Genomic DNA, 13,925 nt, shown 5'->3' with positions numbered 1-13,925 from the left:
ACACCCTCATGGACGCCATCTCCGTCATCCGGACCAAGCGGGACCGGGGCGAACTGACCGATGCTCAGATCGACTGGGTGATCGACGCCTACACCCGGGGCGAGGTGGCCGACGAGCAGATGTCCGCACTGGCCATGTCGATCCTGCTGAACGGCATGAACCTCCGGGAGATCAGCCGCTGGACCGACGCGATGATCCGCTCCGGCGTCCGGATGGACTTCTCCGCCCTCCCGCTGCCCACCTCCGACAAGCACTCGACCGGTGGCGTCGGCGACAAGATCACCCTCCCGCTGGCCCCGCTGGTCGCCGCCTGCGGCGCCGCCGTCCCGCAGCTCTCCGGCCGGGGCCTCGGCCACACCGGCGGCACCCTGGACAAGCTGGAGTCCATCCCCGGCTGGCGGGCGCTGCTCTCCAACGAGGAGATGATGGCCGTGCTGCGCGACGCGGGCGCCGTCATCTGCGCGGCCGGCGACGGCCTGGCCCCCGCCGACAAGAAGCTCTACGCGCTGCGCGACGTCACCGGCACCGTCGAGGCCATCCCGCTGATCGCCTCCTCGATCATGTCCAAGAAGATCGCCGAGGGCACCGGCGCGCTGGTGCTGGACGTCAAGGTCGGTTCCGGCGCCTTCATGAAGAACCTCGACGACGCCCGCGAGCTGGCCCGCACCATGGTCGGCCTGGGCACCAACGCCGGGGTCAACACCGTCGCCCTGCTCACCGACATGTCCACCCCGCTCGGCCTCACCGCCGGCAACGCGCTGGAGGTCCGGGAGTCGGTCGAGGTGCTGGCCGGCGGCGGCCCCGCCGACGTGGTCGAGCTGACCGTCGCGCTGGCCCGCGAGATGCTGGCCGCCGCCGGCGTGCACGGCAAGGACCCGGCCGAGGCGCTGCGCGACGGCTCCGCGATGGACCACTGGCGCCGCATGATCACCGCCCAGGGCGGCGACGTGGACGCCCCGCTCCCGGTCGCCCGCGAGCAGCACGTCATCACCGCCGACGCCTCCGGCATCCTCACCGGCCTGGACGCCTACGCCGTCGGCGTCTGCGCCTGGCGCCTGGGTGCCGGCCGGGCCCGCAAGGAGGACCCGGTGCAGGCCGGGGCCGGCGTCGAGATGCACGCCAAGCCCGGCGACAAGGTGGTGGCGGGTCAGCCCCTGCTGACCCTGCACACCGACACCCCCGAGCGCTACGACTACGCCATCGAGGCCCTCACCGGCGGCGTCAGCATCGCTCCCGAGGGCACGGCCTTCACGGCCAACCCGATCGTGCTGGACCGGATCGCCTGATCCGCCCCACCGCCGACGCGCCGAGGCCGGGCACCCCAGCGGGGTGCCCGGCCTCACGCGTCGTCAGGAGTAGGTCAGCAGGCCGGAGGTGTCGAGCCGCCAGGGGCCCACCGGGACGGTGTCGCCGAAGACGAACTTCTCGCGCACCGGATAGCCCGGCTGCGAGTGCACGATGCCGGTGCCGTCCCGGGGGTCGACCAGCAGGTAGTGCGGGATGCCCATCGCGGCGTAGTCGTGGACCTTGGCGTCGTAGTCGTTCTCGGGGTTGGAACGGGAGACCACCTCGACCACGAGCAGGACCTCATGCGGGAGGAGTGTCGCCTGTTCGCCTTCCAGCGTCTGTTCGGCGAAGACCATCAGGTCCGGGCGACGGAGTCTGCCGAGCCCGACGTCCTCCAGGTCTGCGCCGGCGAAGGCGATGAACCCAGGGTGGGTGTCGGGAAGTTGAGCATCGAGTTGGCGCGCGATCCGGTGGACGGCCAGCTCGTGGCGCTTGACCGGCGACATCATCATGACGATCTCACCCTTGGCGATCTCGACCTTTCCGATCCCGGGTACCTGCGGGAGCTGGTCGGCGATCTCGCGCAGCCGGGCGTAGGTGGCGGGGTCGATGCTCATACCTGGACTGTACTGGCCACCCTCGCCCGCCGGGTGGCGTAGAGGGTGACACCGGCCGCCAGGGTCATCGCGACCAGGGCGACGGTGGCCGCGCCCGGCCAGCCGGTGGCGTGGTAGGCGTCGGCGCCGAGGGTGCCGCCGAGGCTGTTGCCCAGGTAGTAGGCGATCAGGTAGAGGGCGGTGGCCTGGGCCCGGCCGGTGGTGGCGGTGCGGCCGACGGCGGCGGAGGCGGTGGCGTGGCCGGCGAAGAAGCCGGCCGTGATCAGGACCAGGCCGAGCAGGACGGCGGCCAGCGAATCGGCGAGCGAGAGCAGCAGGCCCGCCGTGGTGGTGCCGATCGCGACGTAAAGGGTGCCCCGGCGGCCGAGCCGGGCGGTCAGGCGGCCGGCCGTGGCCGAGGAGACGGTGCCGACCAGGTAGACCACGAACACCGAGGCGGCCACCGACTCGGGGAGGCCGAACGGAGCGGCCACCAGCCGGTAGCCGACGGTGTTGTAGACCGCGCCGAAGACCGCCATGAAGAGCATGCCGAGCAGGTAGAGCCGGACCAGCAGCGGATCGCGCAGGTGCCCGGCCACCGTGCGGGCCAGCGCCCGGGGCGCCACCGGGGCGCGGCGGAACTGGCGGGCGGCCGGGATCAGCAGCCGGAAGACCAGCACCGCGAGCAGGGCCAGCGCGGCCGAGACGGCCAGCCCCCAGCGCCAGCCCCAGGCGGCGGCGGCCCAGCCGGAGACCAGCCGCCCGCCCATCCCGCCGATGCTGTTGCCCGCCACATACAGGCCCATCGCCGAGCCGAGCGCGCTCGGGTGCACCTCCTCGGCCAGGTAGGCCATCGCGGTGGCCGGCAGCCCGGCCAGCGCGGCGCCCTGGAGGCCGCGCAGCACCACCAGGGTGGTCAGGTCCGGGGCGAACGGGAGCGCCACGGCCAGCAGCGAGGCGGCCAGCACCGAGCCGGTCATCACCGCCGTCCGCCCGTACCGGTCGGCCAGCGCACTGGCCGGCAGCAGGGCCAGCGCGAGCCCGAGGGTGGCCACCGAGGCGGTCCAACTGGCCTGCCCGGGCGTGATGTCGAGGTCGTCCGAGAGGATCGGCAGCAGGCCCTGGGTGGAGTACAGCAGGACGAAGGTGGCGACCCCGGCGGCGAACAGCGCGAGGTTGGCCCGGCGGAGCGTGCGGCTCCCGGGCAGGTGCCGGGTGTCGGCGCCTTCAGTGGCGGCGGTGGCGGCAGGGGACGGCGAGGTGGAGGCACCCGGCAGCTCGGCTGCGGATGCCCCGGTACTGGCAGGCGGCATGACGACGACGCTAGACCTGCCACCGCTGATGCGTCCAATGCATGGAACGGCGAGAATCGATGCCATGGAGCATGAGAGCAGTTCACCGCCGGCCACCCTCGCCGAGCTCGGCCCGGAGGGTGATCTGGCCGCCCTGGCACCGCAGTTGGCGCAGTTCGCGGCGGTGGCCCGGCTGGAGCACGTGACCCGGGCCGCCGAGCTGCTGGGCATGCCGCAGCCCACGCTGTCCCGGTCGGTGGCCCGGCTGGAGGCCGAGCTCGGGGTGCGGCTGCTGGCGAGGCAGGGGCGGACGGTCCGGCTGACCAGGGCGGGGCGGCTGCTGCTCGGCTCGGTGGAACGGGCGCTGGCCGAGCTGGAGCGCGGCGCCGAGGCGGCCCGGGCGGAGGCCGATCCGGCGGCCGGCCGGGTGGCCTTCGGCTTCCTGCACACGATGGGCTCGGACGCGGTGCCGGCCCTGCTGCGCGGCTTCCGGGCCGGGCACCCGAAGGTCCGGTTCCAGCTGGTGCAGGACTACGGCGCCGCGATGCTGGAGCGGCTGCGGGCGGGGGAGCTGGACCTCTGCCTGGTCTCCCCGCTGCCGGACGCCCCGGATCTGACGGCCCGTCCGCTGGACGAGCAGCGGCTGCACCTGGTGGTGCCGGCCGACCACCGGCTGGCCGGCCGGCGGCGGATCCGGCTGGCCGAGGCGGCCGAGGACCCGTTCGTGGTGGTGGAGCAGGGCTACGGCCTGCGGGTGATCACCGAGGGCTTCTGCGCGGAGGCGGGCTTCGCGCCCCGGATCGCCTTCGAGGGCGAGGAGGCGGAGACCCTGCGCGGCCTGGTGGCGGCCGGGCTCGGGGTGGCGCTGCTGCCGCCCGCGCTGGTGCCCCGGCCGGGCGTGGTCGAGCTGGAGGTGACCGCCCCGCGCACCCGTCGGGCGATCGGCCTGGCCTGGGTGACGGGCCGTCCGCTCACCCCGCCGGTGGCGGCGTTCCGGGAGTTCGTGCTGTCCCGCCGGGGGCGGCTGCTGGATCACGACTGAGCACGCCTGGCGGTAGCGGTCCGGGAACGGGCCGACCGTCCGGGGCGGTCGGCGGCTACCCTGGGAGCCCGAGGCACCGGGGTGGCCCCAAGGTGGTTCCGGGCAGGGGGAGTTGACGGAAGAGTTCCACTTCCCCCGGCCGGGCCTCCGCACGGCCGTCACCAGGTCTTCACCGAAGCGGTCCGGCCCGATCAGGCTCGGCCCGGTTCGTTCCCGCACCTCAGCGCAGGGCATCGGATTTTGGCCAGGAGCGATTGAAGTTCCCGAACTTATACCGCTCTTTACCAAACTGAGGGATATTGATGGGGGGAGGCAGCCCATGCCTGCGGTGAAGGGAACAGGGGGAGACGTGTCGGAGCAGGACACCGTCGCGCGCCTCGGCGCCAAGGCCGAGCCGGGTGAGGCCCGGCGCCAGCGGATCGACACTGTGCTGCGGCGTTCACCGCTGCAGCCGCTGTTCCGGGCGCGGGCCGCCCAGCGGCTCTCGGTGCTCGCCTACCACGGCGTGGACGACCCGCAGAGCTTCACCGCCCAGATGGAGCGCCTGGTGCGGACGGCGGTGCCGGTCTCGCTGGCCACCGTCGAGCGTGCCGTGCAGGAGGGACGCCCGCTGCCGCCGCGCAGCGTGCTGGTCACCTTCGACGACGGCGACCGCACCCTGCTGACCCGGGGCGCCCCGGTGCTGGCCCGGCTGGGCATCCCGGCCGCCGCCTTCCTGGTGGCCGAACTCATCGACGGGGACCAGCCGTTCTGGTGGAGCGAGGCCCCCGCGCTGGCCGCCCGGGGCGGCACCGCCGAGGCACTGGCCGGGCTCGCGCCCGGTGCGGTGGTCCGCCGGCTCAAGACCCTGCCGGACGTCGAACGGCGGCGCAGCCTGGAGGAGTTGCGCGACACCGCCGCCGTCCAGGCGCCGCGGCAGCAGCAGTTGAGCTCGCTGGAGCTGCTCGACCTGCTGGCCGCCGGTGTGGCGATCGGCAACCACACCCTCGGTCACCCCTGCCTGGACCGCTGCGAGGAGCCGGTGATCCGGGTCGAGCTGATCCGGGCGCACCAGCTGCTCACCGGCTGGCTGGGCAGCGAGCCGACCGCCTTCGCCTACCCCAACGGCAACTTCGACCCCCGGGCCGACACCGTGCTGCGGGAGCTCGGCTACCGGCTGGGCTTCCTGTTCGACCACCGGCAGGACCAGCTGCTGCCGCCGAATCCGCTCCGGATCAGCCGACTTCGGGTGAACTCCGACACCAGCCCGGCCCGGTTCGACACAATCCTCTCGGGGCTGCACCCGGCGGTGCACCGGCTGCGCGGCGGCTGCTGAGGCCCCGGGGGGTCTCGAACGGATCGGTGGGGGTGGGGCTGGTGCCGGAGCTGTACGCGCCGGGGGAACTGACGGACGAACTGATCGCCGGATGGCGGGAGTTGGTCGCCGACGACCCGGGGGCCTCGTGGTTCGCCACGCCGGACTGGGTGCTGGCCTGGTGGGAGACGCTCGGTCGGCGCGGCCCGGCCGAGATCGCCTTCTGGCGGGCCGCCGACGGCACCGTCGAGGCGGTCGCCCCGCTCCACCGCACCCGGCTGCGGCTGCACCCCCGGGCGCCGCTCACCGTCCGCTGCCTCACCCCGCTCGGCAGCGGGCCCGGCGCGGCGGACCACGGCACCTTCGCCTGCCGCCCCGGGCGGCGGGCCGAACTCCGGGCCTGGCTGGCGGCGCGCGGCGGGCGGGAGACCCTCTGGCTGCCCGACCTCGACCCCGGCGCGGCCGACCTGCTGCCGGCCGGGGCCCGGCAGGTGGCGGCGCAGTCCTGCCCCCGGGTCGGGCTGGCGGACGGCTTCGACGCGCTCGGCTCCAAGCAGTTCCGCTCCGATCTCCGGCGCTACGGGCGGAAGTTGGCCGCCGCCGGGGTCACCTTCCGCTGGGTCGCCCCGGGCACCGCTCCGGCCGACCTGCTGCCCGCGATCGTCCGGCTGCACCGGCTGCGGCGGGACGCCCTCGGCAAGTCCACCACCTTCGACGAGGACCGGCTGCCGCTGCACCAGCTGCTGGTCTCCCGCTCGGGCACGGACGCCGGCCCCGCCTTCCTGATCGCCGAGCAGGACGGCACGGTGATCGGCGGGCTCTACGGCTTCCAGTGGGGCGACGCCTTCGCCTACTACCAGATCGGCTGGGACCCGGAGTGGGCCCCGCTGCGGCTCGGCACCGCGATCATCGCCGAGGCGGTCCGGGCCGCCGCCGAGCGGAAGCTCGCCACCTTCGACTTCCTCCGGGGCACCGAGCCCTACAAGTACCGCTTCGACGCGACCGACCGCGACGACACCACCTGGCTGGTCCCGCGCGGCGCAGCCGGGTCCCTGCTCACCCTGAAGCACCGCCTCAAGGGCTGACGCGGTCTCGCCTGCGGCGGGTCGGCGGCTGTCCTGTGGGGGTGACGGGCGCGCAGCCGGTGGTGGGGTTGCGGGTCGGGTCGGGTCTGTCTGCTGTGGGGGCCGGGGGCGTGGTGTGGCGGGTCGTGTGGTCTCGCCTGTGGCGGGGCGGCGGCTGTCCTGCGGGGGTGACGGGCGCGCTGCCGGTGCCGCGTTGACGGCCAACTGACGGGGCGTCATCAGGTGGCGGGGCTGCGGATCGGGCCCGTCCGTTGCGCGGGGCGGGGCGGCGGGCGGGGCGGTCCTGCGGAGGCGACGAGCGTGCTGCCGGGGCGGGGTTGGGCCTGCGTGCGCGGGGCGCGCGCGGTGCGGCGGGCACCGGGGGCGGGGCATGGTGGTGCGTCCCGGGGGCGGGCCACCGGGCGCCGTCCGTGCCGTCCTGCGGGTGCTTGCCGCAGGCCTGCTCCCGTCCCGTCCGGCGTCGGTCCGGCGGTGGCGTCCTGCTGGGCCGTTCGGTGGAATCCGGAATTCGGCGTGGTGGATCTACGCGCGTAGGGGCTACACTCCCGCAATGGAGAAGCAGACTGCCATCACGGGCACCACAGGCCCCCGCATCCCCACCGCCGACCAGATCGCCCGCGCACCGAAGGTGCTCCTGCACGACCACCTGGACGGCGGTCTGCGTCCCGAGACCATCGTCGAGCTGGCCGCCGCCGTCGGGTACGAGGGGCTGCCGACCACTGACCCCAAGGAGCTGGGGGTGTGGTTCCGCGAGGCGGCCGACTCCGGCTCGCTGGTGCGGTACCTGGAGACCTTCGCGCACACCTGCGCGGTGATGCAGACCCGCGAGGCGCTGGTCCGGGTCGCCGCCGACTGTGCCGAGGACCTGGCCGCCGACGGCGTGGTCTACGCCGAGGTGCGGTACGCGCCGGAGCAGCACCTGGAGAAGGGCCTGACCCTCGACGAGGTGGTCGAGGCGGTCAACGAGGGCTTCCGCCTCGGTGAGGCGAACGCCCGGGAGAAGGGCCACCGGATCCGGGTCGGCACCCTGCTGACCGCGATGCGGCACGCCGCCCGCTCGCAGGAGATCGCCGAGCTGGCCAACCGCTACCGGGACCAGGGAGTGGTCGGCTTCGACATCGCCGGTGCCGAGGCGGGCCACCCGCCGACCCGGCACCAGGGCGCCTTCGACTACCTCAAGGGCGAGAACAACCACTTCACCATCCACGCCGGCGAGGCCTTCGGCCTGCCGTCGATCTGGGAGGCGCTGCAGTGCTGCGGGGCGGACCGCCTCGGCCACGGCGTGCGGATCATCGACGACATCACGGTGAACGAGGACGGCTCCGTGGAGCTGGGCCGGCTCGCCGCGTACGTCCGGGACAAGCGCGTCCCGCTGGAGATGTGCCCGACCTCCAACCTCCAGACCGCAGCGGCGAGTTCGTACGCCGAACACCCGATCGGGCTGCTCAGCCGGCTGAAGTTCCGGGTCACCGTCAACACCGACAACCGGCTGATGAGCGGCACCTCGATGAGCCAGGAGTTCGGGCACCTGGTGGAGGCCTTCGGCTACACCCTCGCCGACATGGAGTGGTTCACGGTGAACGCGATGAAGTCCGCGTTCCTGCCCTTCGACGAGCGGCTGGCGATGATCAACGACGTGATCAAGCCGGGCTACGCCGAGCTCAAGGCCGAATGGCTGTTCAGCTCGGGCGCCTGACGACCCCTCGGTGGCCCGGATGGCCGAACGGATGAGCGCGGAACCGTGACCCACGGGTCCGCGCTCATCTGACGAATGGGCCAAGTGAGTTAACCGTCTTTGATCCGCGTGCGAGGCAGTCACTACGGTGTGCCAGTCACAGCTGACACGGCGTAGCGGTGGGCACTCCTGGGTGCATGCCGTCGCGTCGGCCACCGACGAGGACACGAGGACCAACTCATGAAGCAGGCCACTCTGAAGGCTGCCGGGACCGCTGCGCTCGGCGTCGCGATCGCGGCCGTTGCTGCCGGTTCCGCCTCCGCTGCCGCGCCGGGCGGGCTCGGGGGTCCGACCAGCTTGCTCACCAACTCCGGTGCGCTGACCGGTGCGGCGACCGGCACCGTCAGCAAGCTGCCCGCCACCGGCCCGGTCACCGAGGCCGTCGGCAGCCTCAACCCGGACGTGGCCGGCCCGGTCGCGCAGGCCCCGGAGGCGGCCCAGCCGATGACCGCCCCGGTCACCGACCAGACCGCCCCCGCGGTGGACGCCGCAGCCGCCCCGGTCGCCGACGCCGCGACCCCGCGCGCGCTGCCGGTGCCGCTGCCCGGCGCGGAGGGTCTCGACAAGACCCCGGTCGGCAGCGTGACCGGCCTGGTCGGCGGCGGCCTGCCCGGTGGCGGCCTCCCGGGCATCGGCGGCTGATCCGCCCCGTCCGGCATCCGGCCCGCCGTCCGCGCCCTCGGCTGCGGACGGCGGACCTCGGTCAGGCCCGCTCCCCGTCCGGGGCGGGCCTGCGGTGTGTCCGGGCCCGTGCCGCCCGTGCCGCCCGGAGGGAAGTGCGGCAGCCGGGCCCGCGCGTCCGCACCGGAGCTCGTCCGGCTCCCGGGCCGGCCCGAGTGCCCGGACCGAGTGCCCGGGCAGCTGAGGGCCCGTCACGCCCGGGAGCCCCCGGCCGGCTCGCGGAGGAGTCGGCCGGGGGCTCCGGTCGTACGGGTCGAAGGGGCGGCGGGGGAGGCGTGGGAGTCAGCGCGGAGCCGGGGCTCACGGCTCCTGGGGCAGCAGCAGCCAGAGGGCCAGGTAGATCAGGAACTGCGGGCCGGGGAGCAGGCAGGAGACGATGGCGATGATCCGGACCGTCCACGGGGCCAGCCCGAAACGCTTGGCGAGCCCGGCGCAGACGCCGGCGATGACGCGGTTGTGGCGGGGGCGGGCGAGGGCCATTCTGATCAGCTCCGTCTGACTGGTGCCCGGCTCCGGTCTCTCCGGCGGGCATGACTCCATACTCCCGTCCGGATCGCTCCGGGCCGTCCGCCTGGATGCTGATCCCGGACCCCGCCTTCTCACCGGGCCGGAGTACGCCCGGGGTCAGGGTCCGGCTCGGGGTTACCCCGAGGCGCTCCGGCCGGGGCCGGCCGAAAGCGTTCGGTCCGGTGCGGAGCCGTTCGATAGGGTGCACCGCCCCCTCGGTCCCTGAGGCGGTGTCAGCTCTCGATCACGCTCCCGAGGTACCCACCCATGCGCACTGCCCGTGGCCTGGCAACGGCCCTGCTCACCACCGCGATCGTGACCGGTGCGGCCGGGTGCAGGCCCGGTGCGGGCACCACCGCCGAGCCGGCCGCCGGTGCCACCGCCACCGAAACCGGCGTCCTGCGGGACGGGGGCCGGCTGGCCCGCAGCGAGGGGGCGGCGGCTGCCGCCTCCTCGGCCATGGTCACGCTGGACTTCACGGTGGACGGCCGCCCGCTGACCGGTGAGGTGCTGACCGACACCACCGGCCGCTGTCTGGGCAGGCTGGCCTCCGGCGCGGGCCGGGCCGAGGTGCTGGCAGCGGACGAGACCGTCTGGATCCGCCCGGACGCCGCCTTCGCCGCCGACTGGTTCGCCCCGGGCCCGGCCGGCCAGCCTGCGGTGGGCCGCTACCTGCAGTTCAAGGGCGGCAAGGCGCCCGAGGCGCTGGCCGGGGCCTGTGCGGCCTTCCCGGCCAATGTCCAGGTCGCCCAGGCACTGCTCCTCGGGGTGACGGAGACCGGTCGCCGGACGGTGGGATCACGGGAGGCCACCGTCTACGCCGCGCGACTGCGGACCGGGGTGACCGAGTTCGCCGTGGCGGCCGACGGGGCGCCGCTGCTGGTCCAACTGGTGCGCACCGAGGGGCCGGCGCGGGGCTCGTACACCTTCGACTACTACTCCTCGAAGGTCGACGTGCCGATGCCGCCGGGCGGCGAGGTGTCCGACGGGCTGCCCTACCTCAAGGGCTGAGCCCGCAGCGGGCGCGGGTTCGGCGCGGTGGCCGACGGGGCCGGAGTGGGGGCGGGCGTCGGGGTGAGCGGCTGACCGGGCGTCAGGACCGGGGCCGGTGCGGAGCCGGCCCTCCTACGGCCGGCTCCGCACCAGGCCCGGGCGGCCGGGACGACGGCCAGGTGGGCCAGGCCCACCCCGACGGTGCCGAGCAGCAGGTTGTCCACGTTCAGCACGTGGCCCGGGGCCCAGCCCTTGAGGATCTCCAGCGCGGTGGCGATCAGCGCCGCGCAGCCGGTGGTGCGCAGCAGCGAAGGCAGCCAGCGGGCCCGCAGCCGGCCGCCGGCCAGCGGCAGCAGCACCCCGAGCGGGGCCAGCGGCAGCAGCTCGCCCGCCAACTGCCGGGCGCCCGCGGGCCAGCCGAGCTCGAACGCGTACCGGACCGAGCCGAACGGCGTCAGGTTGGCCGGGCTGGTCCATCCGACGTCCACCGGCCGCAGGATCACCCACCCGGCCAGCCCCAGGTAGGCCGCCAGCAGCAGCACACCCACCTGCCGCAGCCTGGCCGACACCTCCGCCGCCCCGCTGCGCCCCGTCTCCGCCTGCTCGGTCACACCCCCCACGACGTGGCCCTCCGGTCGAACGGTTCCACGGCGGGGCGGGTGACGCTCGTTACGGGGAGGAGGCCGAGCGGGCGGGCCGGGTCACGGGCAGGCCGAGGGGTTCACCTTCGCCGGGGGCGTCGGGGTCGGGGTGGCGGGGGTGGGCACGGGGGTCGGGGAGGCGCTGAAGAAGGGGGCCGGGGAGATCGCCGGCGCCTTGGCGGCCGGGGCGGTGGGGGAGCCCGGCGCGGTCACGGAGGGCGTGGAGACGGGGGCCTCGGGGATCCGGACCGGGCTGGGGCAGGCGGTCCGCCCGGCCGGGGCACCCGCGTCGACCGGGACGGCGGTGGGGCGGATGCCGCAGCCGGTCAGGCCGGCCAGGGCGAGCGCCAGCGCGGTGCCGGCCAGGAGCTGACGGGGGGTCACTGGGCGGCCTCCTCGGGGCGCAGCGGCAGGGTGAGGGTGAAGACCGCGCCGCCGTCGGGGGAGTTGGCGGCGGTGATGGTGCCGCCGTGGATCCGGGCGTTGGCCATCGCGATGGACAGGCCGAGGCCGCTGCCCTCGGACCGGGCCCGGCCCTTGTCGGCCTTGTAGAAGCGGTCGAAGACGTGCGGCAGCACGTCCTCCGGGATGCCGGGGCCGCTGTCGGAGACCTCGATGACCACCGACTCGTCCTCCTGACGGACCTTCACCCGGACCGGCGAGCCGCCGTGCTTGAGCGCGTTGCCGATCAGGTTGGCGAAGACCACGTCGAGCCGCCGCGGGTCGACCACGGCCAGCACGCCGCGCGGCGCGTCCAGCTCCACCGCGTCGTACCAGGCCCGGCCGTCGATGCAGGACATGATCAGGTCGGCGACGTCCACCTCGTCGGCGACCAGCTTGGCGGTGCCCGCGTCGAAGCGGGTCACCTCCATCAGGTTCTCCACCAGGTCGGAGAGTCGCCGGGTCTCGCTGACCACCAGTCGGACGGCCGGCTCGATCATCGGGTCCAGCGATTCCGCCTCGTCCTCCAGGATGTCCGTCACGGCGGTCATCGCGGTCAGCGGGGTGCGCAGTTCGTGCGACATGTCGGCGACGAACCGGCGGCTCTGCGCCTCCCGGGCGCTGAGCTCCGCGACCTGCTCGGAGAGCGCCTCCGCGGTGCGGTTGAACGTCCGTGCCAGGTCCGAGAGTTCGTCCGCCCCCTCGACCTCCAGCCGGGTGTCCAGCCGCCCCTCGCCGAGCTGCCGGGCGGCCTCGCCGAGCCGCCGGACCGGCCGCAGCACGGTGGCCGCCGCCGCCTGGGCGATCAGCGCGGAGCCGATCAGCGCCAGCAGGGTGGCGATCGCCAGCGACCAGCCGAGGGTGTTCAGGTCGGTCCGCTCGGTGGCCAGCGACTTGAACATGTAGGCGGTCAGGTCGGTGTTCACCACCCGGGTGCCGCCGACCAGGTAGGGGCCGTCCTGGTTCACCCGCTGCCAGTACAGGTGGTACTCGTACGGCTGGCCGGCGGTGACCGGGCGGGGCACGTCGACGATCCCCCGGAGCGGGGCCGGCACGTGCGCCTCGGTGAAGCGGGTCGGGTTCGAGGAGGCGACGCAGCCGGTCACCTTCGGGTCGACCACCACCACGTCGTAGTTGAGTCCCGAGGAGCCCACCTGCTGCGCCAGGTAGGTGAGTTCGGCGCAGGCGGGGTGGGCGGAGAGCGAGCTGACGTTCCGGGAGACGGAGCCCCGGAAGTCGTTCAGCGCGGTGTTCTGGGCGCGCTTGAGCACCCCGTCCCGGTTCAGCCAGTAGGCGATGCCGGAGGCGGAGCAGGCGGTGGTCAGGGCCACCACGGCGAACACCGCGACCAGCCGCACCCGGAGCGAGCGCAGGTGGTGGCCGAGCCCCGGGTGGCGGGGCGCGGTCTGGGGGTCGGTCACGTCGGCAGGTTCTCCGGTCACGTCGGCTCAGCTGGGGCGGCTCAGGGCTGGTTCGGCGGGTCGAGCCGGTAGCCCACCCCGCGCACGGTGCGGATCAGCGTCGGCGCGGACGGCACGTCCTCCACCTTGGCCCGCAGCCGCTGCACGCAGGCGTCCACCAGCCGGGAGTCGCCCAGGTAGTCGTGCTCCCAGACCAGCCGGAGCAGCTGCTGCCGGGACAGCGCCTGGCCCGGCCGGCGGCTCAGCTCCAGCAGCAACCGCAGCTCGGTGGGGGTGAGTTGGAGGTCCGCGCCGTCCTTGGTGACGGTCATCGCCGAGCGGTCGATGACCACGCTGCCGTAGGTGGAGGAGTCCGAGCTCTCCCGCTCGCCCCGGCGCAGCACGGCCCTGATCCGGGCGTCCAGCACCCGGGGCTGCACCGGCTTGACCACGTAGTCGTCGGCGCCGGACTCCAGGCCGACCACCACGTCGATGTCGTCGGAGCGGGCGGTGAGCAGGATGATCGGCAGCTGGTCGGTGCGGCGGATCCGGCGGCAGACCTCGAAGCCGTCGATCCCGGGCAGCATGACGTCGAGCACGATCAGGTCCGGACGCTGCTCCTTGAACAGCTTGAGGCCGTCCTCGCCCGAGGCGGCGGCGGCCACGCGATGACCCTGGCGGGTGAGGGCGAGTTCGAGGCCGGTCCGGATGGCGTCGTCGTCCTCGATCAGAAGGAGGAAAGGCACGGGCTCATTCTGGACCACGAGGCGCCGGGCTTCACCCACCAGGGGAGGACGTTCGAGTCCTCTGCAACCGGAACCCCGGGTTCGGGCGTCCCCGTCCGATGGGCCGTGTGCGGTGGGCTCTGTGACAGCCCTGTGACAGTCGGCGGACACCTCCATCACAACGGGGCGGCAGTATTTTCCATGTC

Annotated in this window: 14 protein-coding genes; 7 read left to right on the top strand and 7 right to left on the bottom strand. The window is 74.3% G+C overall.

Going from position 1 to position 13,925, the window contains the following annotated elements:
- Positions 1-8: 8 nt before the first annotated feature.
- Positions 9-1,286, top strand: coding sequence for a thymidine phosphorylase (locus ACIRBX_RS29795; RefSeq protein WP_402301543.1), 1,278 nt, complete (start codon positions 9-11; stop codon positions 1,284-1,286).
- A gap of 63 nt (positions 1,287-1,349) precedes the next feature.
- Here the strand turns inward: ACIRBX_RS29795 and ACIRBX_RS29790 are convergent, their stop codons facing one another.
- Complete coding sequence (locus ACIRBX_RS29790) at positions 1,350-1,904, bottom strand: Uma2 family endonuclease (protein ID WP_402301541.1); 555 nt, start codon at positions 1,902-1,904, stop codon at positions 1,350-1,352.
- The gene (locus ACIRBX_RS29785) at positions 1,901-3,196 is read right to left on the bottom strand and encodes an MFS transporter (protein ID WP_402301539.1); all 1,296 of its coding nucleotides are present in this window, start codon (positions 3,194-3,196) and stop codon (positions 1,901-1,903) included. The genes ACIRBX_RS29790 and ACIRBX_RS29785 overlap by 4 nt, the downstream gene beginning before the upstream one ends.
- Positions 3,197-3,260: 64 nt before the next feature.
- On the opposite strand from ACIRBX_RS29785, the gene ACIRBX_RS29780 reads away from it, so the two are divergent.
- The 5 genes from ACIRBX_RS29780 to ACIRBX_RS29760 all read left to right on the top strand — a co-directional run bounded on the left by ACIRBX_RS29780 (position 3,261) and on the right by ACIRBX_RS29760 (position 8,973).
- Positions 3,261-4,217, top strand: coding sequence for a LysR family transcriptional regulator (locus tag ACIRBX_RS29780; protein WP_402301536.1), 957 nt, complete (start codon positions 3,261-3,263; stop codon positions 4,215-4,217).
- A 349-nt stretch (positions 4,218-4,566) separates the two neighbouring features.
- On the top strand, positions 4,567-5,532 hold the full coding sequence (locus ACIRBX_RS29775; protein WP_402301534.1) for a polysaccharide deacetylase family protein: 966 nt from the start codon (positions 4,567-4,569) through the stop codon (positions 5,530-5,532).
- A gap of 41 nt (positions 5,533-5,573) precedes the next feature.
- Entirely contained in the window at positions 5,574-6,596 is a 1,023-nt protein-coding gene (locus tag ACIRBX_RS29770; RefSeq protein WP_402301531.1) for a GNAT family N-acetyltransferase, read from the top strand.
- Between the two features lie 550 nt (positions 6,597-7,146).
- On the top strand, positions 7,147-8,292 hold the full coding sequence (locus ACIRBX_RS29765) for an adenosine deaminase (RefSeq protein ID WP_402301529.1): 1,146 nt from the start codon (positions 7,147-7,149) through the stop codon (positions 8,290-8,292).
- A gap of 219 nt (positions 8,293-8,511) precedes the next feature.
- Positions 8,512-8,973, top strand: a complete 462-nt coding sequence (locus tag ACIRBX_RS29760) for a hypothetical protein (protein ID WP_402301526.1) — start codon at positions 8,512-8,514, stop codon at positions 8,971-8,973.
- Positions 8,974-9,312: 339 nt separating this feature from the next.
- Here the strand turns inward: ACIRBX_RS29760 and ACIRBX_RS29755 are convergent, their stop codons facing one another.
- Complete coding sequence (locus ACIRBX_RS29755; protein WP_402301524.1) at positions 9,313-9,492, bottom strand: PspC domain-containing protein; 180 nt, start codon at positions 9,490-9,492, stop codon at positions 9,313-9,315.
- Between the two features lie 294 nt (positions 9,493-9,786).
- Here ACIRBX_RS29755 and ACIRBX_RS29750 point away from each other — a divergent pair, with 294 nt between their 5' ends.
- On the top strand, positions 9,787-10,530 hold the full coding sequence (locus tag ACIRBX_RS29750) for a hypothetical protein (protein WP_402301522.1): 744 nt from the start codon (positions 9,787-9,789) through the stop codon (positions 10,528-10,530).
- On the opposite strand, the gene ACIRBX_RS29745 is transcribed toward ACIRBX_RS29750, so the two are convergent.
- From ACIRBX_RS29745 to ACIRBX_RS29730, 4 genes are all read right to left on the bottom strand, one after another.
- On the bottom strand, positions 10,515-11,123 hold the full coding sequence (locus ACIRBX_RS29745) for a VanZ family protein (RefSeq protein WP_402301520.1): 609 nt from the start codon (positions 11,121-11,123) through the stop codon (positions 10,515-10,517). The two genes, ACIRBX_RS29750 and ACIRBX_RS29745, sit on opposite strands and share 16 nt — an antisense overlap.
- Positions 11,124-11,213: 90 nt before the next feature.
- Entirely contained in the window at positions 11,214-11,537 is a 324-nt protein-coding gene (locus tag ACIRBX_RS29740) for a hypothetical protein (protein WP_402301517.1), read from the bottom strand.
- Positions 11,534-13,015 carry an ATP-binding protein gene (locus tag ACIRBX_RS29735; RefSeq protein ID WP_402301515.1) on the bottom strand — a complete coding sequence of 494 codons (1,482 nt, stop codon included), beginning with the start codon at positions 13,013-13,015 and terminating at the stop codon, positions 11,534-11,536. The genes ACIRBX_RS29740 and ACIRBX_RS29735 overlap by 4 nt, the downstream gene beginning before the upstream one ends.
- 41 nt (positions 13,016-13,056) lie before the next feature.
- Complete coding sequence (locus ACIRBX_RS29730) at positions 13,057-13,740, bottom strand: response regulator (RefSeq protein WP_402301513.1); 684 nt, start codon at positions 13,738-13,740, stop codon at positions 13,057-13,059.
- Between the last annotated feature and the right edge of the window lie 185 nt (positions 13,741-13,925).

The sequence above is a fragment of the Kitasatospora sp. NPDC096147 genome, assembly GCF_044763225.1.
In the GTDB taxonomy this organism is placed as follows: Bacteria; Actinomycetota; Actinomycetes; order Streptomycetales; family Streptomycetaceae; genus Kitasatospora.
The sequence above is the reverse complement of the archived record's forward strand: the minus strand, read 5'-3'. Positions and strand labels throughout refer to the sequence as shown.

What these genes read in the sequence shown, in the direction of transcription:
- ACIRBX_RS29795 (WP_402301543.1), top strand. Translation starts at nt 9, where the DNA reads ATGGACGCCATCTCCGTCATCCGGACCAAGCGGGACCGGGGCGAACTG.
- ACIRBX_RS29790 (WP_402301541.1), bottom strand. Translation starts at nt 1,904, where the DNA reads ATGAGCATCGACCCCGCCACCTACGCCCGGCTGCGCGAGATCGCCGAC.
- ACIRBX_RS29785 (WP_402301539.1), bottom strand. Translation starts at nt 3,196, where the DNA reads ATGCCGCCTGCCAGTACCGGGGCATCCGCAGCCGAGCTGCCGGGTGCC.
- ACIRBX_RS29780 (WP_402301536.1), top strand. Translation starts at nt 3,261, where the DNA reads ATGGAGCATGAGAGCAGTTCACCGCCGGCCACCCTCGCCGAGCTCGGC.
- ACIRBX_RS29765 (WP_402301529.1), top strand. Translation starts at nt 7,147, where the DNA reads ATGGAGAAGCAGACTGCCATCACGGGCACCACAGGCCCCCGCATCCCC.
- ACIRBX_RS29760 (WP_402301526.1), top strand. Translation starts at nt 8,512, where the DNA reads ATGAAGCAGGCCACTCTGAAGGCTGCCGGGACCGCTGCGCTCGGCGTC.
- ACIRBX_RS29755 (WP_402301524.1), bottom strand. Translation starts at nt 9,492, where the DNA reads ATGGCCCTCGCCCGCCCCCGCCACAACCGCGTCATCGCCGGCGTCTGC.
- ACIRBX_RS29750 (WP_402301522.1), top strand. Translation starts at nt 9,787, where the DNA reads ATGCGCACTGCCCGTGGCCTGGCAACGGCCCTGCTCACCACCGCGATC.